Raw genomic sequence first — 22,249 nt, 5'->3', positions numbered from 1 at the left:
CCAAGTTTATCCGTATTTCACCGTATCTGAACCGCTGCCTTTTTGAATAAACTCGATTTTGTAGCCGTCCGGGTCCTCTACAAAAGCAATCACGGTGGAGCCGTGTTTCATCGGGCCGGCTTCGCGCACGACGTTGCCGCCTTTGGCACGCACGGCGTCGCAGGCGGCGTAGGCGTCGGGCACTTCGATGGCAATGTGGCCGTAGCCCGTGCCTAAATCATAGGTATCCGTGTCCCAGTTGTGGGTCAGTTCGATAACGGTATGGTCTTTTTCGTCGCCGTAGCCGACAAATGCCAGCGTGAATTTGCCTTCGGGATAATCTTTCTTGCGCAGAAGCTTCATGCCCAAAACGTCTTGGTAAAAAGCGAGTGATTTTTCGAGGTTGCCCACGCGCAGCATAGTGTGCAGCATTCGCATAGTGTGTTCCTTATTTAGTAGAAAATGTTATTTGTTGCAGCGGAGAAACGAGCGGTAAACCCAGCCGCTGTTTGCATTGTTTAACAGGGGTTTGTCCCAGGAAATATACACCCAGCCGCCTACGCTGGAAAGGTCGGATTGCACGCGCGTGCCGTTTTTTAATTGGCCGATGAGCTGGCCGTCGGGATCGGTGCGCACGTTAACCGGCATACCGGAGGCATCGTTAATCAAACAGGATGCGGCGTAGGCGTGCGAACATGCAAATATGGCCATACCCGCGATAATGGAAAATGCGGATTTCATGATGATTCTCTCAATTTATTAAACGACTGATGATTGTTGTGATGATGGGTTTTGAGTAAAACGGAAATTTTTTATACGTTGATGGCTGATGCCTGTCTGAAAAGAAGCAAAGGAATTGCTTCGTACCCGTAGGTGCAAGGTGTACAATCTTACCATAAATAATTGATACACATAAAAAGAGGTTAAAAAATGGCTGATAATCAAACATTGCGCGCAGCTTTGGAAGCAGTGGCCGTTCCCGGCAGCGGGCTGACTTTGGGCAGCTGCAAGGCGTTGGAAAAAATAGAAGAAAAGGGCGACGGTTTGCATGTGCTGCTGAAATTCGATTTTCCCGTGGCGCATGAGGAGCAGGCGCTCAAAGAAAGCATCAGGCAGGTATTGTCGCGCGCGGGCTTCATGCAAGATGTGCATGTGAAGATAAACATCGACATCGCCACCCACAAAGTGCAGCCCGGCGTGGCAACCATTAAAGGCGTGAAAAACATTATTGCCATTGCCTCGGGTAAGGGCGGTGTGGGCAAATCCACCACTACGGCCAACTTGGCCATCGCTATGGCCAACATGGGCGCGCGCGTGGGCGTGCTGGATGCCGATTTGTACGGGCCGAGCCAGCCGACCATGCTGGGCGTGGCCGACGGCAAACCGGATCAAGCCAATAAAAAGCTGATACCCGTGGTGGCCAACGGCGGCGTTCAGGTGATGTCGATAGGTTTTCTGGTGGACACCGATCAGGCCGTGGTGTGGCGCGGGCCCATGCTTTCGCAAGCATTGCAGCAGCTTTTGTTTCAAAGCGAATGGAACGATGTGGACTATCTGTTTATCGACCTGCCGCCCGGCACGGGCGATATACAGCTCACTTTGTCGCAGAAAATTCCGGTAACCGGCTCGGTGGTGGTGACCACGCCGCAGGATATTGCGCTGATTGATGCACGAAAAGCGGTGGATATGTTCCAAAAAGTGAATATCCCGATTTTCGGCGTGTTGGAGAATATGTCGGTGCATGTGTGCAGCAATTGCGGCCACAGCGAGGCGGTGTTCGGCAGCGACGGCGGCAAAATGCTGGCGGAAAAACTCGGCGTGCCGCTGCTCGGCCAGCTGCCGCTGGCATTGCCGGTGCGCGAAGCAATGGACGAAGGCCGCGCCAAAGCCCTGCAGGAAAACCATGCCCAAATCGCCAAAATCTATACCGACGCTGCTTGGCAGATTGCTTTGGCCATCGCCGGAAAAGGACGCGATTTCAGCAGCCGCTTCCCGAAAATAGTGGTGGAATAAGGTTGGAAGATGATTGAATGCCTGTCTGAACACTGTTCAGACAGGCATTCTTTTATAAAGAAATCATTTGGGCAACTTCGCCATCATCAAACATCAATATGTTTTCCGGCCAGCGCAAAGCGGCAAGCCTAAAGCCGGATTGGTCGGGCGGAACGGGCGGTTCGGCTTGTCGGTCGCGCCAGCGGGCGCCTACGGAATAATCAATGCAGAACACATTGCGCTTGGCGCCGAACCATGCATTGGGCGGCTCGGGCAGCAGGCCAGAATGTTTCGGCTGCCAGCTGCGCCAGTAGTGCCCGATCACAACGGGAATGTCATCGGTATATTCGTCCCACCAGGCGAAGCGTGTGGTAAAGCGCCAGCGCGCGCCTGAGAAAAACGGCTTGTCCACAAATACTTCAACGCCACTGGTTAGCGCCCGTACGGGATGCAGACGGCTGCGGCGGTATTCGAATTCGGCCAGCGCCTGCTGCATAGGCGGTGTACTGTGCGGGTTGTCGAGCAAGGCGGAGTCGGCCTGTTGCCGTTCATAATCTGCATACCATTCTGCTTGTCTTAAAGAATGTTTTAAATCGGCATCCCATTGGCGGTATGCGGTGATTAAATCTTGATTGGCAATGCCTGTCTGAATTTGCCGGATAGATTCCGGCAGCCAAGCGGCGTGAATGATGCGGATATCGTCTCGATGCAAAACCAGCGGCATTTGTGCCAACCAGCTGGTAAGCACCGGTTTTTCGTGGTCGGACATTTTCTGCCACGGTGCATAAAGGTGGCTTTCTTTGAGGTCGCGCTCGGGGAAAAACCAGCCCGATCCGTCTTTTGGATCTTCCATCAGCAGGTTTAATTCGTGGTTGCCCAATACCATCAAAGCATTACCTGCTTCATAGGCCTGTCTGAACCAATATAAAACGGCCGGGCTGTCAGGGCCGCGGTCGCATAAATCGCCCACAAACACGAGCTTGCGCCCGGCGGGATGATTGCCGTAAGAGTCATAACCTAAGCGGGTAATCAGCGTTTGCAACGCATCAAATTCGCCGTGAACATCGCCGATAATGTCTAAAGGCCCCTCCGGCAGCGTTTGAATGGGTTGGTACATGGCAGGCTTTCGGAAAATTTAGCTTTTGTAGCAAAAAGTTAAAGTAATATTTTTTAACTTAAATCATTTGTTAGGATATTATAACAATTTAAAATATGCGCGGAACCAACAAACCAATTTGAAAAAATAAACTTAGGGTTGTTAAGTTCAGCAAAGAAAGGCGATTTGCATTACAATAGATACCAATTTTGCCTTTAAAAACGTGATTAAGCTTAATTAAAACATGAATGACCAGCCAAACGCCACAACCTTAGCCGACGACGACTCTTTATTATTGGGTCAGTATGCCGAACGCGCATATCTTGAGTATGCAATGAGCGTGGTGAAAGGCAGGGCATTGCCGGACGTGGGCGACGGGCAGAAGCCTGTACAGCGGCGCATTCTTTATGCAATGAAAGATATGGGTTTGGTGCATGGTGCCAAGCCGGTTAAGTCTGCACGCGTGGTGGGTGAAATTCTCGGTAAATACCATCCTCACGGCGACAGCTCAGCCTATGAGGCAATGGTGCGTATGGCGCAGGACTTTACCTTACGCTACCCTCTGATTGACGGCATCGGCAATTTCGGTTCGCGAGACGGAGACGGTGCGGCGGCCATGCGCTATACGGAAGCGCGGCTGACACCGATAGCCGAATTGCTGCTTTCCGAAATCAATATGGGCACGGTTGATTTCGTACCGAACTATGACGGTGCTTTTGAAGAGCCGGTTATCCTGCCTTCGCGTCTGCCATTTGTATTACTCAACGGCGCATCCGGTATCGCGGTGGGCATGGCAACCGAGATACCGTCGCATAATTTATGTGAAGTGACCGAAGCGGCCATTGCACTTTTGAAAAAGCCCGTCATGGATACGGCAGAGCTGATGACATACATCAAAGGCCCCGATTTCGCCGGCGGCGGGCAGATTATTACGCCGCAAAGCGATTTGCTGCATATTTATGAAACCGGTAAAGGCAGTGTGCGCGTGCGTGCGCGTTATGAAATCGAAAAACTGGCGCGCGGCCAATGGCGCGCCATCGTTACCCAACTGCCGCCAGGAACGAGCGCCCAAAAAATTCTGGCCGAAATCGAAGAACAAACCAATCCCAAACCCAAAACCGGCAAGAAGCAGCTTAATCAGGATCAGCTCAATACGAAAAAGCTGATGCTGGATTTGCTGGAAAAAGTGCGTGACGAAAGCGACGGCGAAAATCCCGTTCGGCTGGTGTTTGAGCCTAAGTCAGGCAAAATCAACCCTGAAAGCTTTATGAACACGCTGATGGCGCGTACCGGCTTGGAAAGCAACGCGCCGATGAATTTGGTAATGATGGGCATGGATAACCGCCCTGCCCAGAAGAATCTGAAAACCATTCTTCAAGAGTGGCTTGATTTCCGTGTGAAAACAGTTACGCGTCGTTTGCAGCACCGTTTGGGTCAGGTGGAAAAACGCATCCACATTCTTGAAGGGCGCATGATTGCGTTTCTGCATATTGATGAAGTCATTCGCGTTATCCGCGAATCAGACGAACCGAAAACAGATTTGATGGCTGCCTTCGGCCTGTCTGAAATTCAGGCGGAAGATATCCTGGAAATCCGCCTGCGCCAATTGGCCCGGTTGGAAGGCTTCAAGCTTGAAAAAGAGCTGGCCGAATTGAAAGAAGAGCAAGACAAACTGAATCATTTGCTGGGTGATGAATCTGCGAAGCGCAAACACATCATTCAGGAAATGCGTGCCGATATGAAGCAATTCGGTGATGAACGCAGAACGCTGATAGAGGAAGCCGAGCGCGCCTCTTCAACGCAAACCACTGCGGATGAGCCGATTACGCTGATTTTGTCGGAAAAAGGTTGGATCAGAAGCCGCGCAGGCCATAATCTGGATTTAAGCCAGACCGTATTCAAAGAAGGCGACGGCTTAAAGCAAGTGTTGGAAGGTAGAACAGTTTGGCCGGTGGTGGTGCTTGATTCGCAAGGCCGATCCTATACGTTGGATGCGGCAGAGATTCCCGGCGGACGGGGGGACGGTATTCCGGTCAGCTCATTGATTGAATTACAAAACGGAGCCAAAGTCGTAGCCATGCTCACAGGCCTGCCTGAACAGCATTACTTGTTAAGCAACAGCGGCGGATACGGTTTCATTACCAAGTTGGCGGATATGGTTAGCCGGATTAAAGCCGGTAAAGTGGTGATGGCGCTGGAGCCGGGTGAAACCCCCCTGCAACCTATACCTATTTTTGCAGTATCGTTGATTAGTCCGGATTGTAAAGTAGTGCTTGTATCCGAGGATAACCGTTTGCTGGCATTCGAATTAGGCGAATTGAAAGTTATGGCCAAAGGCAGAGGGCTGCAATTGATAAGCCTGTCTGAAAATATGAAGCTCAACTTGATTGCTGTTGTCAATCAGCCTGAATTTATTGTTCGGATTAAAGGTAGAAGGGGCGGCGATAAAAACGAGCGTTTGCGTATTTTAGATATTCAAAACAAGCGCGGGCGCAAAGGCAAAGTTTTAGATGTGTCGGGCAATATAACCGGCATCACGGAATAATGTTGACAAATGTGGAAAAACAACACGGTTGAGCAACCGTGATAATAAATTAATAAGAGAATACTAAACATGAGTTACGCAAAAGCGCAGCTATATTCCCGAAGAGACTGGGAGCAACAGATGGGACGTTTGCCGGTGTTGATCAATCTGGCAAGAGTAACCATCATTATTTCTTTGCTGGTTTTCCAGATAGGCTCAGATTACCTTTATATGGATACCGGTAAAATGGGCAGTTTGTTCAAGCCGGTCGAGTTTTATACATGGGCGGCCATTTACGGCGGTATTGTGATTCTCACCTTGTTCAAGCCGGAGTGGCAGCGCCAGAATATGACCCTGCCGAATGCGGCGGCAGTCGCAGATATTTCCATGATTATGCTGCTGGTGTATATGACCGGCGGTATTGGAATGGGCTTTGGCGCTTTAGTGCTCCCGTTTGTGGCAACATCCTGTTTGCTCAGCTATGGCCGCTATCCGATGCTTTACGCCTCTTATGCCACGCTGCTGATTATTTTCTGCCTGCTTCTGAGCGATCATATGATTTTCAACATCATAGACAAAAAATGGAACGGAACAGATTTTCGCCCGTTTATCATAGGTTTGTTTTTGATAGGTGCAAGTTATCTGGTAGCCGGATTAACTTCTCTTTCGGTTAACCGGCTTAAAGCGGCAACCGATTCCGCAGATAAACACAAACAGGCGTTTAACCGCGTAAGCGGACTGAATAAATTAGTGTTAAACCGAGTGCAGGAAGCTGTTGTGGTGCTGGACATGGATCAACGCATCTGGCTGTTCAATGCACAAGCAAAAACTTACTTTCCAAGCTTGGCAATCGATAACCAAGAAACCATTTTCAGCGACCTGATTCGCCAATGGCATCACGCTCCCGAAAAAAGTTTTGAAACCGATATCCACTTGCATCAGCACTCTATGCGTGTGCGTGCAGTTCCTTTGGTGCAAAGTGATGAAAAAACCGAATTGTTGATGTTGTTTATCCGTTCATTGAGGGAAGTGGCGGCAGAAGCAATGGCAACAAAGCTTGCGTCTTTGGGGCAGCTTACTGCCAATCTGGCGCATGAGATTCGCAACCCGATGTCGGCCATCCGTCATGCCAACGATTTGCTGCAAGAAAGCATGCAGGATCCTACTAATGCTAAGTTGCATGATATTATAGACAGTAATATTCGCCGCATCGATAAGATGTTGGAAGACGTTACTTCATTGAATAAGAAAGACAATATCAGCAGGGAAAAAATCAATTTGATGAAATTCTGGCTGGCTTTCAAACAGGAATTCACATTGAATAATCCTGATGCCATTGGTAGCGTACGCATGACGATGGAAGGCAATAATCTGGCTGTGGTGGCCGATTCAATGCATTTGCAGCAGATTATGTGGAATTTGTGTAACAACGCATGGCGCCACAGTAGGAAAGACAATCAGGCGATTACAGTATTGATGCGCCCTAGCGGCAAGATGCACATTTCAATTGTGGTGGCTGATAATGGTTCGGGTGTGGCGCCTGAAGTGCGCAACCGTTTGTTTGAACCTTTCTTTACCACAGAGAAAACAGGTACCGGTTTAGGCCTTTATGTAGCGCGCGAGTTGGCCCATGCTAATTTGGGGCAATTGCATTACCATCCGGAAATGAACGGTTTTGAACTGATTTTACCGAGGGACGAGAGCAATGACGAAGCATAATTTGCAACAACCTGTATTGGTTGTAGATGATGAAGCCGACATCCGTGATTTGATGGAAATGACCTTAATGAAAATGGGTTTGTCTGTCGATACGGCAGTCGGCGTGGTCGATGCTAAATCGAAACTGGACGATAAAGATTATTCGCTGGTGTTGACCGATATGCGTATGCCGGACGGCTCAGGTTTGGAAGTGGTACAACATATCAATGAATTGATGTTGGATACCCCGGTAGCGGTCATCACTGCTTTTGGTAATGCCGATCAAGCTGTTGAGGCTTTAAAAGCAGGTGCGTTTGATTATCTGCAGAAACCGATCACATTATCGCAACTCCGCTCACTGGTAAAATCAGCGGTAAAGGTAAATGAGCCGGTTGCCGCTGTTGCAGCACCGGCTCCTACCGCCGCCCCCACTCAGCCTGTTCCCCAACCTACCGCGCCGCATGCGCCAAAACCAGCTCCGGCGGCTGCACGGCCTGTGTCACGCAATACGGATTTACCCGTCAGTCTGCCACGTACATCCGCCTCTTCTTCTGCCAGCCGAAAAGGCGTTTCCGGTGGGATAGATAAGCCTTCCGAGGTAACGCAGGGCATGAAATCGTTGCGTCAGCGCTTATTCAGCACCACGGAAACCCGAGCCGTTCAGCGTGAACGTGAAATGCAGCAAATCTGTGAGCTAAGCGGCGATCCGGATATGCCCCGCTTGTTGGGCGCCTCTCCGCAAATGGTGGAAGTTCGCCATTTAATCCGCAGATTGGCCGGCAGCGTTGTACCGGTTTATATTTCAGGTGAGTCCGGTAGCGGTAAAGAGCAGGCTGCACGGAGTATTCATGAATTGTCGGCGCGTAGGGATCAGCCGTTTATTGCAGTTAACTGCGGTGCGATTCCTGAGAATCTGATGGAGAGTGAATTCTTCGGCTATAAAAAAGGCAGCTTTACCGGAGCAGACTCCGACCGTATGGGTTTTTTCCAGCATGCAAACGGAGGTACGCTTTTCTTGGATGAAGTAGCCGATTTGCCGCTGGGTATGCAAGTGAAGCTTCTGCGTGCGATTCAGGAAAAAGCCGTTCGCCGGATTGGCGATGCGCAAGAAACAAAAGTGGATGTACGCATCATATGCGCTACCCACAAAAATCTGGAAACCTTAGTTGAAACAGGGGCTTTCAGACAGGACTTATATTACCGCTTGAATGTGGTTACTCTGCATATGCCGCCTTTGCGCGAAATGCGTGAAGACTTAGGCCCACTGATTTTCCGATTGCTTAATAAATACCGGGTAGGGGAAACCGCTTATAAACTCAGCCCTAAAGCGCAGGATGCCTTGCTTTCATACAGCTATCCGGGTAATTTCCGCGAGTTGGAAAATATTTTGGAAAGAGCAGTTGCGCTGACTGTGGGCAACATCATTCAGGTGGATGATTTGCAGATTCATGCTCCCGGCGTGAGGCAGGAATTGCCCGTGCAAGAGGACAATAGTGAAGAGGCTGCGATTTTTAAATCTTTTTCCGGCGGAGATGTGTCATCGGGTAGTCTGAGTTCGCAAGCAGGCGGTATGGCGGGTGCTTCGGCGCACGAAATACGACCGGAAATCCCTCTTTTTGTTACCGGGCAAACACAAATTCAGGATTACCTCGACGAAGTGGAGCGCAGTATCATATTGCAAGCCTTGCAGGAAACGCGTTTCAACCGAACCCAAGCTGCTAAACTTTTAGGTATCAGCTTCCGTTCGATGCGCTACCGTATGGAGCGATTGGCTATTGAATGAAATAAGATTGTGAGCGGCTATGCTGTAAAGCATAGCCGTTTGATTTATGTAAGGCTGCGGCATGATTAAGTTTCGCGGTTATGCTGCGATCAAATGGTTTGATCATATTTTTCAGACAGGCATCAATCGATGCCTGTCTGAAAAGCTTTGCTATTGAAGAAGGAAATAAATGAATGATACCGGTGGTGTTTCGGGATGATGCGAGTGAATCATTGAGATTGCGGGTTGCAGATTTTGGATTGCCAAGCAGCATTGAGCCGCCGCAGGCAGGTCAATATTTATTGGGTGATGCAGATGGCATTGCTTTGTGCAAGATTGGTGAAAAAGGGCGGGTTAAAGTTGATTTCGTCAATGGTGTAGCCCAATACAGGCGTACTAAAGGTGGTGGGGAGTTGATTGCAAAAGCAGTTAATCACACGGCTAAACCGATTGTGTGGGACGGTACAGGTGGTTTGGGGCGGGATGCATTTGTATTGGCGGTGTTGGGCCTGCAGGTTAGTGTATTTGAACAGAATCCGGCGGTTGCCTGCCTATTGGCCGACGGCTTGGCAAGAGCTGCCGAATCGCAAGAAACGGCAGCGATTGTCAGGCGGATTACCTTATGTTTCGGTAATGCCATTGCGTTAATGCCCGGATTGGCCAAGCATCAAGGCAGGCCGGACGTGGTTTATCTTGACCCGATGTATCCGGAGCGTCATAAATCTGCTGCCGTGAAAAAAGAAATGGCTTATTTTCATGATTTGGTCGGGATGGCAGATGATGAAGTGGCTTTGCTTCGAGTTGCGCGGGAAGTGGCTAAAAAACGTGTGGTAGTCAAGCGGCCGCGTTTGGGTAATTTTTTAAGTCATGAAAAACCGGCCTACCAATATTCAGGAAAGAGTACGCGCTTTGATGTATATTTGCCTTTTCAGCCCGTTAACCAATAGGAATAATAAGTATGCCGAACCTTTATTTTTATAGCAGCTTATGCCCCGATACACCGCCGTTTGATGCCGCTTTACAAGAATTAGGGGTGGAATATGAAGCGATTGATATTACGGAAAGCATGGCCAACTTGAAACGCTTTTTGCAAGTGCGCGACACAGCGGATGCTTATGCATCGCGTCGGGGAACTTTGTCGGTAGGGGTGCCGGTGCTGATTACGGATGATGGCGATTATGTGTTTATGCCCGATGAGCTGAAAGCTTGTTTTAGTCAGTAGATTATGTGCAGTATGTAAAATGCCTGTCTGAAAAATTTTCAGACAGGCATTTTTATCATTCTCACTTCTTGGCATTGTTTTCGGGCTGTGTTTGAAAGTATTTTATTAATTTCTGTATTGACAGAAATTAATAAAAGGTTAAAATGTAATCAACAGCTATTAGACTAATTATATGAAGCATGATTTTCAGACAGGCATTTAATTATGGCTTGTATTAAATAATCGACAAATATTTCAAAGGCATTTTTATTTTGCTTTGCCGTGATTGTTTTAGCAAAGCTCGGCCTGTAGGGTAGAAACATAGTTTGTCTTTATGATTATGAAGCTGAATGTTCATACTGTGCTGGTTCATTATCCGTACTGTCTGAGGCTCGCAACCTTGCGTTAATGTCATTTTCACAATAAGTAAGCGTTTTTGAAATAAAAATCGTTCTATTTTTAACTTTTAATTTCTGTTAAAACAGAAATTAAAGAAATTTTGGAAGTGTTATGAAGTATAAGAAACATTCGGGTGCTACGCCGGGTTATCTGGCGGCATCTCTCGGGATTTTATGAATTTGGAGCGGCGTGCAGCCTCTGCTGACTGCGCAGGAGGTGTCGTTGGATTTGTTGCGGCAGGTGGGTATCGGGCAGGTTTGGCAGATGCCGGTGTTGTGGGCGGCTTCGGCGCTGGATGTTGTGTTGGGCTTGGCATGTTTTAGCCCGTTGCGCAGGAGGGTGGCGCTTTGGGCAGTGCAGCTGGTTGTGGTGGTTGTGTACAGCCTGATTGTGGGGCTGTGCCTGCCTGAACATTGGCTGCATCCGTTTGCGCCTTTATTGAAAAACCTGCCGATTGCGGCATTGATGTTTTATTTGATGAAAAGGAGTGGGAAATGAACACTTATTTGATCGTAAAGACTTTGCATATTTTGTCGGCCACGTTGATGGTAGGTACGGGTTTCGGTACGGCGTTTTATCTGTTTTTTGCCAACCGCAGCGGCTGTGTTCCGGCGCAGGCGGTGGTGGCTAAATGGGTGTGTCGGGCCGATTGGTGGTTTACTACGCCGGCGGTAATTTTTCAGCCTTTGTCGGGTTTGTGGATGATGCACGAGCTGGGTGTGCCGTGGAGTGTTACTTGGATTTGGGGCACGTTGGCGCTGTATGCGCTGGCCGGAATTTGCTGGTTGCCGGTGGTAGTGTTGCAAATCCGCATGGCGAAAATGGCGGCGCAGGCTGCGGCGGAAAATAAAGACGAGCTGCCGCCGGAATATTGGCGGGCGGCAAGGTATTGGGAGCTGCTGGGTTATCCTGCGTTTGCTGCGATGCTGGTGGTGTATTTCTTGATGGTTTTGAAGCCTTATTGATTATTGTGATGCCTGTCTGAAAGGATTGATGATGAATATCGTGTTGTTTGGCGGGAGCGGGTTTATCGGTAAACGCGTGGGGCAGATGCTGAGTGAGCGCGGGCATCGGGTAAAGGCCGTGCAGCGGGTGGATTTTGATTATCTACAACCGCAGAAGGATCGGCTCATGCCTTTGCTGCAAGGGGCAGATTGCGTGGTTAACGCCGTTGGTGTGATGTCGTATCGGGCGGATGTGTTGGAAACCGTGCATCATATTGCGCTGCTTGAGATTGCGCGTTTTGCATGTGAAGCGGGAGTGAGGCGGTTTGTTCAGCTTTCCGCTTTGGGGGCGCATAAGGATCATGAAACGGCTTTTTTGGGCAGCAAAGGTCGTGGTGACGCGGCGTTGTTGCAAAGTGGTTTGGATGTGGGGATTGCGCGGCCTTCGGTAGTTTTTGGGCGCGGTGGGGCGAGCTGTGAGTTGTTTATCAAGCTGGCTAAGTTGCTGCTGCTGCCGTTGCCAGAGGGAGGAGCGTACCGTTTGCAGCCGGTGCATGTGGATGATGTGGCGGAGGGTTTGTGCAAGATGGCGGAACAGCCGACAGCCTCGCCGGCGGTGGTGGAAATGACGGGCAGCCGCGAATGCAGCTTGGCCGAATATCTGGCTGTGATGCGCCGGAATATTCATGGAAAAAATACCAGGAAAATCATTCCCATACCGGCTTGGGTGGCTGATTTGGCCGCCTATGCTGCCAAGCGCTTCAGTAACGGTATGGTAAGCCCGGACAGCATGAAGCTTTTGCGTGCAGGTTCTGTGGCGGAATCCGCTGGATTTGAAGCATTGTTGGGGCGTAAGCCTTTGCCGGTAGATTCTTTTCAGTAGGCCTGAATGAATGCCTGTCTGAAAAGCAGCCAATGGCTTTCAGACAGGCATCATAAGGTTTGGTTTATCGAGAGTGCGCGTATGGATTCGGATGAGGCGGGCGTGCCTTGATGGTAAAGCAGCTGCCATTGCCCGCCTTCGAGTATCCACACGGATGAGCGCCAAGTGTAGAAGGGTATGTGGGAATCGGTGGAAACGGAAAGATAAGTAAGCAGCGCCTGCTGCGGGCCGAGGCTCTGTAGGCGGTGGTGAAACGAACGGGTTTGGGGCGCTTCGGTACAGTTTGCTAGATAACCGATGACCGTGTCTCTCGTGTAGGGCATGCCTGAGCGGCCGACTTCGTGAAACTGCGGATGCAGTAATGTGTGCAGGCGCTCGGTGGCACATAAAATGCCGTCGTGGTGAAGTTCGGATTCCAAAGCGGTAAGGTGGGCTAATAAATCTTGCAAAGTATCATCCTTGGATAAGTTTAAAGGCTGTCTGAAAATCATTCAGACAGCCTTTAAACTAAAAAATTCAGTGGCCTCGCCGACAGGAATCGAACCTGTATTTTACGCTTAGGAGGCATACGTTCTATCCGTTGAACTACGGCGAGGTTATGCAAACTTTTAAGAGATGCGGGCCAATGATTGCTCGGCTAAAGAGCGCATGGCCAAGGTAACTTCATTATCGGGCAATTTATCCAAAGAAGCCAGCGCGCGTTGCACTGCAATCCGCGCCTGTTCGGTGGAATAAGCCAACGCGTCCGAGTTGATAACGTGATGGTGGATTTTTTCAAAGTAACTGCGGTCGGCATTATGCAGAGCTGTGCGCACGTCTTCCGCCGCTTCGGCGCTGCCCTGGCGCATCAGGTAAATCAAAGGTAAAGTCGGCTTGCCTTCAGCCAAATCATCACCCACATTTTTACCGATTTCCGCCGTATCGCCCGAATAATCAAGAATATCGTCGATTATCTGAAATGCCGTGCCCACATACATGCCGTAGTCTTTCAGCGCTTGCTCCTGTTCGGCTGAGGCGCCTGCCAAAATAGCACCCACTTGCGCGGCGGCTTCAAAGAGTTTGGCGGTTTTATATTGGATAACCTGAACATATTCCGCTTCGGTAATGTCGGTGTTGCCGATGTTCATCAGCTGCATCACCTCGCCTTCGGCAATAATATTGGTGGCATCCGCCATCACTTCCAGAATTTTCATGCTGCCCGAACCGACCATCAGCTGGAATGCCCGCGTGTAGAGAAAGTCTCCCACCAATACGGCAGCTGCATTACCAAACATGTTGTTGGCCGTTTTGCGGCCGCGGCGCAGTTCGCTTTCATCTACCACATCATCATGCAGCAACGTCGAAGTGTGGATAAATTCCACCATTGCGGCTAAAGAATAGAGCTTGTCGTCGTCATAACCTAAAGATTTTCCTGCCAGAATGGTGATGATCGGACGCAGGCGTTTGCCGCCGGCGCTGATGATATAGGTGCCGATTTGTGAAATCAGCGCCACTTCCGATTGCACGGCGCGGTTTATCACAACATTGACGCGGCCTAAATCGCTTTCGAGGTTTTTTTGAAAATAAGGCAGGTTTTCGAGCATGATGAACTTTCGGTTCAGGCAGTTTGACCCTTGCAGGGCGGTTCGCCAATAAAAAATACAGCGCGCAATTATATCAGTAACTACCTTGAAATGCAGCAATCGAAAAGGGTGGATTGTTTTTAGATAAGTCTTTGACAAAAACCGATAAAGATAATAGAATTACCGATTCTGCGTGTGAGCGCAGCATTTGTTAACCAAATTCTCATGGAGTTGAGTATGTACGCGGTCGTAAAAACCGGCGGCAAACAATATAAAGTTGCCGTTGGCGAAAAATTGAAAGTAGAACAGATACCTGCCGAACTCGACAGCCAAATCGAACTGACTGAAGTTTTGATGATTGCTGACGGTGAGTCTGTAAAAGTAGGTGCGCCTTTTATCGAAGGTGCGAAAGTAACGGCTAAAGTGGTAGCTCATGGTCGTGGCGAGAAAATCCGCATTTTCAAAATGCGCCGCCGCAAACACTACCAAAAACGCCAAGGCCACCGCCAAAATTTCACCCAAATCGAAATCGTGGCAATCGCTTAATTTTTTTAACATTTTAGGAGTAAACACAAATGGCAACTAAAAAAGCTGGCGGTAGCTCTAAAAACGGTCGCGATTCAGAAGCCAAACGCTTGGGCGTGAAAGCCTTTGGTGAAGAACTGATTCCTGCGGGTTCTATCATTGTTCGCCAACGCGGCACCAAGTTCCATGCCGGCGAAAACGTGGGCATGGGCAAAGACCACACTCTGTTTGCAAAAGTAGACGGTTATGTGGAATTCGCCGTGAAAGGCCGCTTGAACCGTAAAACTGTAAGCGTTCGCCCTTATACCGGCGCTGACGAGTAATTTCAGAATTATTTCTGCGACAAACCCTGCTTAGATATTAAGCAGGGTTTTCTGTATTTTTATAGGAAAGTTGAATGTTATAGCTGTGAAACTCAAATTTTCATACAAAGCGGCGAGCTATATAGCAATATAAGTTTATTTGTTATCGATGGCATTGTAACTTAAATGTGCCGTTGAGTTGCCAGATCAATAATGCCTGTCTGAAAACATAGGTTTCAGACAGGCATTAGCTTATTCAGGCTGGATGGAAACAGGTCGTTCGGTAAAGCGTAACTCAGTGAGTTTTTTGGTTAAGCCATTTAAGATAAAGCCATAAGCCGGCAGGAAAAACAGCATACAGATTACCAGTTTGAACAAATAGTCTACAAAAGCAATGTGCGGCCAATTAGCAGCCATAAATTCATCGCTGCTGGCGTAAAAAGCGATAGCAAAAAACAGCAAGGTATCAACTGCATTGCCGACAAAAGTGGAAGCTGTCGGCGCAATCCACCACGATTTTAAACGGCGCAGTTTGTTAAATACAAAAATGTCTAACAATTGGCCGACTACATAAGCGGAAAAGCTTGCCAGAGCGATGCGGAATACAAATAAATTAAATGCAGCCAATGCGCCCCAGCCTGTCCAGCTGCCGTTTTGGAAAACGACTGATAAGACATAAGAGAGCAATAAAGCGGGCAACATTACCCAAAAAATAATCCGGCGCGCCAGGTGTTGGCCGAAGATGCGTACGGTTAAATCTGTGGTCAGAAAAATAAACGGAAAAGTAAGTGCGCCCCAAGTCGAATGGACTTCGTAACCGTTTGGCAGGGTTACGGTAAAAGGAAACTGCACAAGATAATTACTAATGGCAATAATGGCTATATGCAGAAGGGAAAGACGCAGCAAGGCTTTGCGCTGTTGCGCAGGGGAAAATTCATACATGATTTGTTTTCCTTATTGCATGTCATGCTTGAACAAACGCTCTTGCGCCAATTTTTCAAACGGTGTGTTGGGACGGCCGTAATTGGCAAAAGGGTGAATGGCGATGCCGCCGCGCGGTGTGAATTCGCCGAATACCTCAATGTATTTCGGCTGCATGAGTGCAATCAGGTCTTTCATAATGATATTTACACAATCTTCATGAAAATCGCCATGGTTGCGGAAGCTGAAAAGATAGAGTTTCAATGATTTGCTCTCTACCATTTTAATATCGGGAATGTAGCGGATGTGAATGGTGGCGAAGTCCGGCTGGCCGGTCATAGGGCAGAGGCTAGTAAATTCTGGACAGATGAATTTTACAAAATAATCATTGTTTTGATGTTTGTTGTCGAACGCTTCTAAAATGGCAGGCGTATAAGTGGACGGATATTGAGTTTTCTGGCTGCCTAAAAGGGTAATACCGCCCAATTCTTCGATTTCTCGGGTCATTTTCGATTCCTTAGTTTTTTAATGTGGGAGTTTGCGAACCACAGGGAAAGGGCGGTATTTTAGATTAAATACTGGATTTTGCAAGAAATTTTTTTCTGTTTGATGAAGACGGAATGTCTGTCTGAAAATCGCTTTGGTATGAGAATAAGATAACTGTTTTGATGATAAACGGATATATAAAAATGATGAATGGTTTTGTTAAAAAACAGTAAAACCGTTTGTAGGAAAACAGAAACCGTATGTCGCGATTGTTGGTAAAAATAATATACAGTAGTTAGTATCGCTACATCAATAACGCCGAGCGTGAAATTTGTAAATCGCTTAATACATTACCAATAATACCGATACAATACGAGAACATCATCATGAGTTTTACACAAGCCGGGCTGGAACATGCCCTAAAACAATTGTCCGAACAATTGCCTGACTTTTCAGAGCGTGAAGCGCATACCATGCGTTTGCTGCGTATCACATCGGATCGATTGAGCAGCCGCCAGAATGAACTTTTGAAAGAATATGGTATTAATGAGAATCTGTGGTTCGCCATTTTATCCGTATATATCAGTCCCAACCATGAAATTCTGCCTTCACGTTTGAGTGATCTGATGGATTTGACCCGAACAAGCGCGACACGTTTGTCGGATGAAATGGTTGGCCGCGGCTGGATTGAACGCAGCATGAACGAAAAAGACCGTCGTCAAATCGTGCTGAAGCTGACCAAAACGGGTGAAGATTTTATCAAAGAAGTGCAACCGCATATGAGCAAAGGCTATGCACCTTTATGGAAAGATTTCAGCAAAGAAGAGTTTGATCAGCTGCAAGCACTGTTAGGTAAAGTTTTAACCAGCTTGGGTGCTTGATTGCTGTATCCTGAGATGCTTTGGATAGGGCTGTTGTTATGATAGTATCGTAGCAGCAGCCTTTATTTAATCAGGTTTGAGATGGGTATTAGATATATTAAGCATAGTGTAGGCTTTGCAGCTTTATGTTTGTTGGGCGCTTGTGCGCAACTGCCTAAGGAAACGGCATTGGCAATGCCTTCCGAACATTCTCTTGCGTCAGGGCAAACTTTTGCAGCGAGCGAAAAATGGTGGTTGTCGTTAAAAGACCCGCAATTAAACAAATATATTGATGCGGCATTAAAAAACGCCCCTTCTTTGAAAATCGCGCAAGCGCGTTTTGAGCAGCTTCAAGCAGAACTGGGTATTGTAGATCAAGAAAGTAAAGTTCAGACAGGCATTGTTTCAGAAGGAAAAGGTGTGTTGTTGAATCGACGACCGTCCGCTTCATTTGCCGAAACCGACCGAAATTTCAGGTTGGCACACATTTCGGCACAAGCTAAATGGTCGTTTGATTTTTGGGGGAAGAATAAAGCGCGTATCGCCTCTGCGTTGGGGAGGCGGAATGCCGCTTATTATGAAATCAGGCAAGCGGAAGTTTTGTTGGCGCATTCAGTGGCCGTGCAATATTTTACATGGCAAAATTTGGTGGCACAGCAGGATATTTTGAACCAGCGCGTTGAAAATGCCAAACAAATCGAAAAATTGATACAAGAACGGGTAAGGGCGGATATTGCTGCGCCGTCTGCCGTGTATGAGCCTCAGCAAGTGCAGCAGCAATTGATGCAGCAAAAATTGCAGTTGGATAAACAAATCGCACATGCCCGCCATGCTTTAGCAGTGTTGGCCGGAAAACGGCCCGATAGTTTAGACAAACAAAAACCAGCTGCGATGGTTGACGTGCCAAATGTAAAAGTGAGCGGTTTAAAGGCCGATATATTAGGCCGTCGCCCGGATATTGCGGTGCAACGTGAGTTGTTGAATATGCGCAGCCAGAATATTCGTGAGGCCAAAGCGGATTTTTATCCGAATGTAGAATTGAAATTACTGGCAGGTTTGTCGCATCTTGATGCATTTGATTTGGTGCGCGGCAATTCAGCCATGCTGGGCGTGGTGCCTGCGCTTCATCTGCCGATTTTCACATCAGGTGCTTTACGCTCGAAATTGGCAAAACGCAATGCTGAATATGATGAACAGGTGGCAATCTACGATCAAACGGTTTTGAATGCAATGAGGATGGCAGCGGATGCGATTGCCGACTATCAAAATCATAAGGCACAACACACACAATCCGAGCAGACAGCAGCAACTGCGCGCAAAATTTCTGCGAGTATGTTGCGGCGGGTAAATGCAGGGTTGGAAAACAAAGCCGATTATTACCGTAAGCAAGACGATGTGTTGCAGCAGCAAGCATTGGTTTTTGTAAAACATTCGGAAGCACTTTCGGCATGGAGCAATCTGCACGCGCAGCTGGGAGGGGGCTTTAGGGAAGAGCAGCATTTGTAATACGATTTATAAAATTCTATTCTGCATTTTGTTAAAACGAAAATATAATAGACAGCTTTCTAAATTTCTGTTGGTGCAGGAGAAGCCATAAACCTTAGTTTCAATTCGGGATAAAACCTTATTTCAGACAGGCATACTTTACTTAATGCCTGTCTGAATATCTAAAGAGGATAACGGTTAGATAAACAATGAATAATACAGAAAACCAATCTTTACCAGCGGAAAACGAGTCAGTTCAAACAACAAACCGCCACAGAAAGCGCAATATCACACTACTGATTTTGCTGCTGATAGCGATCGGTTTGGGGTTTGCCATGATGTATTTTTTAATTTGGCAATACGAACAAACAACCGATAATGCCCATGTGGCTGGTCATTCCGTGCAGATTGCCCCGCAAATTGCCGGAACTGTGCGCAAAGTTTCGGCAGAAGATACTGAAATTGTCAAAAAAGGCTTTGTATTGGTTATCTTGGATGACAGCGATTACCAGTTGGCTTATGAGCGCGCACAAAATGAATTGATTCAAGCGATTCGGCAAAACAAGCAGCAAGTGGCAGTTGGCGCGCAAAGCAAAGCTGCAGTTTTGGCGCGTAAGGCCGACTTGGCAAAAGCACAAGTAGATTTGCGCCGCCGCGAATCTTTAGCAGGCAGCGACGCAATTTCGGGAGAGGAACTCAGCCATGCACGGGCAGCAGTGGTGCAGGCGCAGGCCGCATTGAGGGCGGTGGAAGCCGAGCAAGAAGCCGTGCAGGCCTCATTAGGAAAAAATATTCCTTTGCGTAAGCAACCGGCTGTACAAAATGCAGTAAGCCACATTAAAGATGCTTGGCTGAACCTTCAACGCACACAAATACGCGCGCCGGTTGACGGGCAGGTGGCAGAGCGCCATGTTCAAATAGGCCAGCAGGTCGCAGCTGGTATGCCTTTGATGTCGGTGGTGCCGCTCAATGATTTATGGGTGGAAGCTAATTTTAAAGAATCTCAGTTGAGTAAAATGCGCATCGGCCAACCGGTAACCATGACATCTGAAATGTATGGTAAAAAAGTGGTTTACAACGGTAAAGTACTGGGCCTTTCTGCAGGATTGGGGAAGCAGCATGTTGTGGAGGAACAAGCAAAGGATGCTCAGATTAAAGTTACTCAGCGGATGCCTGTGCGCATCAGCTTGGATCCGAAAGAACTTGCCGAAAATCCGCTCCGCGTGGGATTGTCGATGACAGTTAAAGTAAGCACGATAGACAGTAGCGGCCCGATGATAGCGTCGGCGGCACGTAAAAAAGCAGAGGAGCCGGAAAGTAACGCAGTGGATTGGACGCAGGTGGAAATGCTTATTGAGCAAGTTTTTGAAAAATACTCAAAATAAGTTTTCAGACAGGCATTGGTTAATCAAACTGTTTGTGTTGATACATTCTTATGCCCGGAATCGGACCGGGCATTTTTGATAGTCGGCAGATGAGGGTGAATTGTGCAGTCAATCAACACATTGATACAAGGCTGCAAGCCGCAGACAGTACAGGTAGTACGGACTGATTTTGTCGTTATATAGCGGCATTTCCCAAAAATTGCTACAAAATGCAATGCCTGTCTGAAACCATTTTTCAGACAGGCATTGCCTATTTGATTAAACAATAGTTCAATTCAAACATTAATCCTGCATTTGCTTGCGGAAAATTTTCTTGTCAACCAAATGAACCAAAAGTAAAACAGGCAACCCCAATACAGCAGTGAAGAGGAAGAAGTTTTGATAACCAACCTTGTCCACAATCATGCCCGAATAACCGCCTAAAACTTTCGGCAATAAAGTCATCAAAGAGCTGAAAATCGCATATTGCACGGCAGTAAAGCGGATATTCGTTAAAGCAGAGAGAAACGCAATGAATACCGCTCCTGCCAAGCCGGCAGCCAGGTTATCGAACGCCACAGCGGTGTACATCAGCGCCATATCATGGCCGCGGTTAGCCAAAACAATAAACATCAAATTCGTTGCCGATGCCAGAATGCCGCCCAGCATCATCATCTTCATCAGGGAAAAACGCTGCGCCAGCAGGCCACCCAAAAAACCGCCTGCGATTGTCATAATCAAGCCGAAAGTTTTAACCGCAGCAGCAATGTCTTCTTTTGAGAAACCCAAATCCTGATAAAACACATTGGAAATCACCCCGGCCACGATGTCTGAAATACGGTATACCCCGATTAAAGCAAGCAACAGCACGGCAGATTTACCGTAGCGGTGGAAAAAATCCATCACAGGATCGAGCCATGTTGTTTTTGCCAGGCGGGCAGGCACCAAGCCGCTTTTAACAATCAGTAAGCAGGTAATGGCCGCGGAGCAAGCACCCATAATCAGCCGGACGGCTTCGATTAGAAATGCACCCAACACACTTTCCGTTGCTGGCAATATTGTTCCCGAAAAGGCAAATGCTGCCACAAACGCCGCAGCCATAAACACAAATAAAAGCAGCAAGCGGAAGTTATCGCCCGAGCGGCGCGGTGCTTCCGAATGCCTGTCTGAAACATCAGGTTCGCGGCAGAGCAGAGTTGTCAGGATGCCTATACCCATCGTTAAAGCCATAATCAGGTAAGTGTTGCGCCAAGCCTCATACAGATAAGCTCCTTCTTTAGAACCGAGCCAAGAAGCCAAAAACAAAGCGCCCGCGCCCGCTACGATCATGCCGATTCGATAGCCGGCGTTGTAAGTCGCCGCAGTTACAGACTGCATCGCATCATCACCTTTAGCCACTTCGATACGGTAAGCGTCAATCACCACATCTTGTGTTGCCGAAGAAAAACCCAGCAATACAGCTGCTGCCGCCATTACCGTGAGCGCATGTTGGTCTAAAGGGTTAATCAGCGCCATAAAGCAGATTGCCGCCACAATAAGCAGTTGCGCCAGCAGTAACCAAGAGCGGCGCTTGCCAAACAGCCTGCCTAAAAATGGAATGTGAAGCGAATCAATTAAAGGCGCCCATACGAATTTGAACGAATAAGCCAACGCCGCCCAACTGAACATCGTTACCGTGCTTCGATCCACACCTGCTTCGCGCAGCCACAAAGAGAGGCTGGAAAAGATAAGCAAAATGGGGATGCCCGCAGAAAAACCGAGAAAAAATAAAGTAATCGAGCGGCTGTCCAGATAGCTGGCAAAAGCCTTGCCCCAGCTGTTTTGATATGGTGACATGTAACCATCCTAAAGGCCTGTCTGAAAGCATTATTCTGAATGTGTTCAGGCAGGCCCGAAATAAAACGCTAAATTGTATATTAAATTAATAAAAGCACAACATGGGCGGTATCGGCGGCAGGGAAATACGGTCTGGTTTATTGTTGTGTTTTAATGTATGAGTAATATAAAGATAATATGAGGGAAAAATTAATCAAAAAAGATCGGTTGTGGAAAGTAAATATTAACAATTTTATTGTGTAAAAATATCCTTAATAAATAATATATTAAGTTCATATGGCATAAAGGGTAGTCGCTTGCTTACTTTGATTTGTTAACCGTTTGGTTTGAAAAAAGTACCGTTTGATGTGCTTGTGTGGAGATATTGCCGCATGTGCACGTTTTGAAAGAGTAAAGGCATAATTTATATTGCAGCTTACCAAATGCTCTA

22 protein-coding genes, 1 tRNA gene and 1 riboswitch are annotated in these 22,249 nt (G+C 47.8%); of the genes, 14 read left to right on the top strand and 9 right to left on the bottom strand.

What is annotated here, in order from left to right; translation table 11 throughout:
• Positions 1–6 precede the first annotated feature (6 nt).
• Both gloA and HMPREF9370_RS10970 read right to left on the bottom strand, forming a co-directional pair.
• Complete coding sequence (gloA, locus tag HMPREF9370_RS10975; protein ID WP_009117585.1) at positions 7–417, bottom strand: lactoylglutathione lyase; 411 nt, start codon at positions 415–417, stop codon at positions 7–9.
• Positions 418–444: 27 nt separating this feature from the next.
• Complete coding sequence (locus HMPREF9370_RS10970; protein ID WP_009117584.1) at positions 445–720, bottom strand: SH3 domain-containing protein; 276 nt, start codon at positions 718–720, stop codon at positions 445–447.
• A 189-nt stretch (positions 721–909) separates the two neighbouring features.
• Here HMPREF9370_RS10970 and apbC point away from each other — a divergent pair, with 189 nt between their 5' ends.
• Positions 910–1,992, top strand: coding sequence for an iron-sulfur cluster carrier protein ApbC (apbC, locus tag HMPREF9370_RS10965; RefSeq protein WP_009117582.1), 1,083 nt, complete (start codon positions 910–912; stop codon positions 1,990–1,992).
• Between the two features lie 52 nt (positions 1,993–2,044).
• Here apbC and HMPREF9370_RS10960 read toward each other — a convergent pair whose 3' ends face one another.
• Positions 2,045–3,088 (bottom strand): metallophosphoesterase, encoded by a 1,044-nt coding sequence (locus tag HMPREF9370_RS10960; RefSeq protein WP_009117581.1) that lies wholly within the window; start codon positions 3,086–3,088, stop codon positions 2,045–2,047.
• A 223-nt stretch (positions 3,089–3,311) separates the two neighbouring features.
• Between HMPREF9370_RS10960 and parC the strand changes: the two genes are divergently transcribed.
• The 8 genes from parC (at position 3,312) to HMPREF9370_RS10920 (ending at position 12,478) form a co-directional block, all read left to right on the top strand.
• A complete protein-coding gene (gene parC, locus HMPREF9370_RS10955) occupies positions 3,312–5,612 on the top strand; it encodes a DNA topoisomerase IV subunit A (RefSeq protein WP_009117580.1) in 2,301 nt (766 codons plus the stop codon).
• A 69-nt stretch (positions 5,613–5,681) separates the two neighbouring features.
• Complete coding sequence (locus tag HMPREF9370_RS10950; protein WP_009117579.1) at positions 5,682–7,310, top strand: two-component system sensor histidine kinase NtrB; 1,629 nt, start codon at positions 5,682–5,684, stop codon at positions 7,308–7,310.
• The gene (locus tag HMPREF9370_RS10945; RefSeq protein ID WP_009117578.1) at positions 7,297–9,072 is read left to right on the top strand and encodes a sigma-54-dependent transcriptional regulator; all 1,776 of its coding nucleotides are present in this window, start codon (positions 7,297–7,299) and stop codon (positions 9,070–9,072) included. The genes HMPREF9370_RS10950 and HMPREF9370_RS10945 overlap by 14 nt, the downstream gene beginning before the upstream one ends.
• A gap of 173 nt (positions 9,073–9,245) precedes the next feature.
• Positions 9,246–9,998: a class I SAM-dependent methyltransferase gene (locus HMPREF9370_RS10940; protein ID WP_009117577.1), complete on the top strand. Its 753-nt coding sequence runs from the start codon at positions 9,246–9,248 to the stop codon at positions 9,996–9,998.
• Positions 9,999–10,009: 11 nt separating this feature from the next.
• A complete protein-coding gene (locus HMPREF9370_RS10935; protein WP_009117576.1) occupies positions 10,010–10,273 on the top strand; it encodes a glutaredoxin in 264 nt (87 codons plus the stop codon).
• A gap of 567 nt (positions 10,274–10,840) precedes the next feature.
• On the top strand, positions 10,841–11,149 hold the full coding sequence (locus tag HMPREF9370_RS10930; RefSeq protein WP_009117574.1) for a DoxX-like family protein: 309 nt from the start codon (positions 10,841–10,843) through the stop codon (positions 11,147–11,149).
• The gene (locus tag HMPREF9370_RS10925; protein WP_009117573.1) at positions 11,146–11,616 is read left to right on the top strand and encodes a DUF2269 family protein; all 471 of its coding nucleotides are present in this window, start codon (positions 11,146–11,148) and stop codon (positions 11,614–11,616) included. The genes HMPREF9370_RS10930 and HMPREF9370_RS10925 overlap by 4 nt, the downstream gene beginning before the upstream one ends.
• Positions 11,617–11,644: 28 nt before the next feature.
• A complete protein-coding gene (locus HMPREF9370_RS10920) occupies positions 11,645–12,478 on the top strand; it encodes an NAD-dependent epimerase/dehydratase family protein (RefSeq protein ID WP_009117572.1) in 834 nt (277 codons plus the stop codon).
• A gap of 50 nt (positions 12,479–12,528) precedes the next feature.
• Here HMPREF9370_RS10920 and HMPREF9370_RS11685 read toward each other — a convergent pair whose 3' ends face one another.
• The 3 genes from HMPREF9370_RS11685 to HMPREF9370_RS10905 form a co-directional block, all read right to left on the bottom strand.
• Positions 12,529–12,927, bottom strand: a complete 399-nt coding sequence (locus HMPREF9370_RS11685) for a nuclear transport factor 2 family protein (RefSeq protein WP_009117571.1) — start codon at positions 12,925–12,927, stop codon at positions 12,529–12,531.
• A gap of 71 nt (positions 12,928–12,998) precedes the next feature.
• Positions 12,999–13,073: transfer RNA gene (locus tag HMPREF9370_RS10910), tRNA-Arg, on the bottom strand.
• A 13-nt stretch (positions 13,074–13,086) separates the two neighbouring features.
• The gene (locus tag HMPREF9370_RS10905; RefSeq protein WP_009117570.1) at positions 13,087–14,061 is read right to left on the bottom strand and encodes a polyprenyl synthetase family protein; all 975 of its coding nucleotides are present in this window, start codon (positions 14,059–14,061) and stop codon (positions 13,087–13,089) included.
• 216 nt (positions 14,062–14,277) lie between these two features.
• On the opposite strand from HMPREF9370_RS10905, the gene rplU reads away from it, so the two are divergent.
• Positions 14,278–14,586, top strand: a complete 309-nt coding sequence (gene rplU / locus HMPREF9370_RS10900; RefSeq protein WP_009117569.1) for a 50S ribosomal protein L21 — start codon at positions 14,278–14,280, stop codon at positions 14,584–14,586.
• Positions 14,587–14,615: 29 nt separating this feature from the next.
• Positions 14,616–14,888 carry a 50S ribosomal protein L27 gene (rpmA, locus tag HMPREF9370_RS10895; RefSeq protein ID WP_009117568.1) on the top strand — a complete coding sequence of 91 codons (273 nt, stop codon included), beginning with the start codon at positions 14,616–14,618 and terminating at the stop codon, positions 14,886–14,888.
• Between the two features lie 231 nt (positions 14,889–15,119).
• Here rpmA and HMPREF9370_RS10890 read toward each other — a convergent pair whose 3' ends face one another.
• Together HMPREF9370_RS10890 and queF are read right to left on the bottom strand one after the other, a co-directional pair.
• Positions 15,120–15,809, bottom strand: coding sequence for a 7-cyano-7-deazaguanine/7-aminomethyl-7-deazaguanine transporter (locus HMPREF9370_RS10890; protein ID WP_009117567.1), 690 nt, complete (start codon positions 15,807–15,809; stop codon positions 15,120–15,122).
• Between the two features lie 12 nt (positions 15,810–15,821).
• The gene (gene queF, locus HMPREF9370_RS10885) at positions 15,822–16,295 is read right to left on the bottom strand and encodes a preQ(1) synthase (protein WP_009117566.1); all 474 of its coding nucleotides are present in this window, start codon (positions 16,293–16,295) and stop codon (positions 15,822–15,824) included.
• A 4-nt stretch (positions 16,296–16,299) separates the two neighbouring features.
• Positions 16,300–16,343: riboswitch (PreQ1 riboswitch) on the bottom strand.
• A gap of 317 nt (positions 16,344–16,660) precedes the next feature.
• Between queF and HMPREF9370_RS10880 the strand changes: the two genes are divergently transcribed.
• The 3 genes from HMPREF9370_RS10880 (at position 16,661) to HMPREF9370_RS10870 (ending at position 20,004) form a co-directional block, all read left to right on the top strand.
• On the top strand, positions 16,661–17,155 hold the full coding sequence (locus tag HMPREF9370_RS10880) for a MarR family transcriptional regulator (protein ID WP_009117565.1): 495 nt from the start codon (positions 16,661–16,663) through the stop codon (positions 17,153–17,155).
• Positions 17,156–17,236: 81 nt separating this feature from the next.
• Positions 17,237–18,640 carry an efflux transporter outer membrane subunit gene (locus tag HMPREF9370_RS10875; RefSeq protein ID WP_009117564.1) on the top strand — a complete coding sequence of 468 codons (1,404 nt, stop codon included), beginning with the start codon at positions 17,237–17,239 and terminating at the stop codon, positions 18,638–18,640.
• Positions 18,641–18,828: 188 nt separating this feature from the next.
• Positions 18,829–20,004, top strand: a complete 1,176-nt coding sequence (locus HMPREF9370_RS10870; RefSeq protein WP_009117563.1) for an HlyD family secretion protein — start codon at positions 18,829–18,831, stop codon at positions 20,002–20,004.
• A gap of 282 nt (positions 20,005–20,286) precedes the next feature.
• On the opposite strand, the gene HMPREF9370_RS10865 is transcribed toward HMPREF9370_RS10870, so the two are convergent.
• On the bottom strand, positions 20,287–21,819 hold the full coding sequence (locus tag HMPREF9370_RS10865; protein ID WP_009117562.1) for an AmpG family muropeptide MFS transporter: 1,533 nt from the start codon (positions 21,817–21,819) through the stop codon (positions 20,287–20,289).
• Between the last annotated feature and the right edge of the window lie 430 nt (positions 21,820–22,249).

It is taken from the genome of Neisseria wadsworthii 9715 (genome assembly GCF_000227765.1).
Lineage (GTDB): Bacteria > Pseudomonadota > Gammaproteobacteria > Burkholderiales > Neisseriaceae > Neisseria > Neisseria wadsworthii.
This window is presented reverse-complemented; position numbering and strand designations above follow the sequence as displayed.

Excerpts from the sequence above, each read along its gene's own strand:
- gloA (WP_009117585.1), bottom strand. The coding sequence starts at position 417 with ATGCGAATGCTGCACACTATGCTGCGCGTGGGCAACCTCGAAAAATCA.
- HMPREF9370_RS10970 (WP_009117584.1), bottom strand. The coding sequence starts at position 720 with ATGAAATCCGCATTTTCCATTATCGCGGGTATGGCCATATTTGCATGT.
- apbC (WP_009117582.1), top strand. The coding sequence starts at position 910 with ATGGCTGATAATCAAACATTGCGCGCAGCTTTGGAAGCAGTGGCCGTT.
- HMPREF9370_RS10960 (WP_009117581.1), bottom strand. The coding sequence starts at position 3,088 with ATGTACCAACCCATTCAAACGCTGCCGGAGGGGCCTTTAGACATTATC.
- parC (WP_009117580.1), top strand. The coding sequence starts at position 3,312 with ATGAATGACCAGCCAAACGCCACAACCTTAGCCGACGACGACTCTTTA.
- HMPREF9370_RS10950 (WP_009117579.1), top strand. The coding sequence starts at position 5,682 with ATGAGTTACGCAAAAGCGCAGCTATATTCCCGAAGAGACTGGGAGCAA.
- HMPREF9370_RS10945 (WP_009117578.1), top strand. The coding sequence starts at position 7,297 with ATGACGAAGCATAATTTGCAACAACCTGTATTGGTTGTAGATGATGAA.
- HMPREF9370_RS10940 (WP_009117577.1), top strand. The coding sequence starts at position 9,246 with ATGATACCGGTGGTGTTTCGGGATGATGCGAGTGAATCATTGAGATTG.
- HMPREF9370_RS10935 (WP_009117576.1), top strand. The coding sequence starts at position 10,010 with ATGCCGAACCTTTATTTTTATAGCAGCTTATGCCCCGATACACCGCCG.
- HMPREF9370_RS10925 (WP_009117573.1), top strand. The coding sequence starts at position 11,146 with ATGAACACTTATTTGATCGTAAAGACTTTGCATATTTTGTCGGCCACG.
- HMPREF9370_RS10920 (WP_009117572.1), top strand. The coding sequence starts at position 11,645 with ATGATGAATATCGTGTTGTTTGGCGGGAGCGGGTTTATCGGTAAACGC.
- HMPREF9370_RS10905 (WP_009117570.1), bottom strand. The coding sequence starts at position 14,061 with ATGCTCGAAAACCTGCCTTATTTTCAAAAAAACCTCGAAAGCGATTTA.
- rplU (WP_009117569.1), top strand. The coding sequence starts at position 14,278 with ATGTACGCGGTCGTAAAAACCGGCGGCAAACAATATAAAGTTGCCGTT.
- rpmA (WP_009117568.1), top strand. The coding sequence starts at position 14,616 with ATGGCAACTAAAAAAGCTGGCGGTAGCTCTAAAAACGGTCGCGATTCA.
- HMPREF9370_RS10890 (WP_009117567.1), bottom strand. The coding sequence starts at position 15,809 with ATGTATGAATTTTCCCCTGCGCAACAGCGCAAAGCCTTGCTGCGTCTT.
- queF (WP_009117566.1), bottom strand. The coding sequence starts at position 16,295 with ATGACCCGAGAAATCGAAGAATTGGGCGGTATTACCCTTTTAGGCAGC.
- HMPREF9370_RS10880 (WP_009117565.1), top strand. The coding sequence starts at position 16,661 with ATGAGTTTTACACAAGCCGGGCTGGAACATGCCCTAAAACAATTGTCC.
- HMPREF9370_RS10875 (WP_009117564.1), top strand. The coding sequence starts at position 17,237 with ATGGGTATTAGATATATTAAGCATAGTGTAGGCTTTGCAGCTTTATGT.
- HMPREF9370_RS10870 (WP_009117563.1), top strand. The coding sequence starts at position 18,829 with ATGAATAATACAGAAAACCAATCTTTACCAGCGGAAAACGAGTCAGTT.
- HMPREF9370_RS10865 (WP_009117562.1), bottom strand. The coding sequence starts at position 21,819 with ATGTCACCATATCAAAACAGCTGGGGCAAGGCTTTTGCCAGCTATCTG.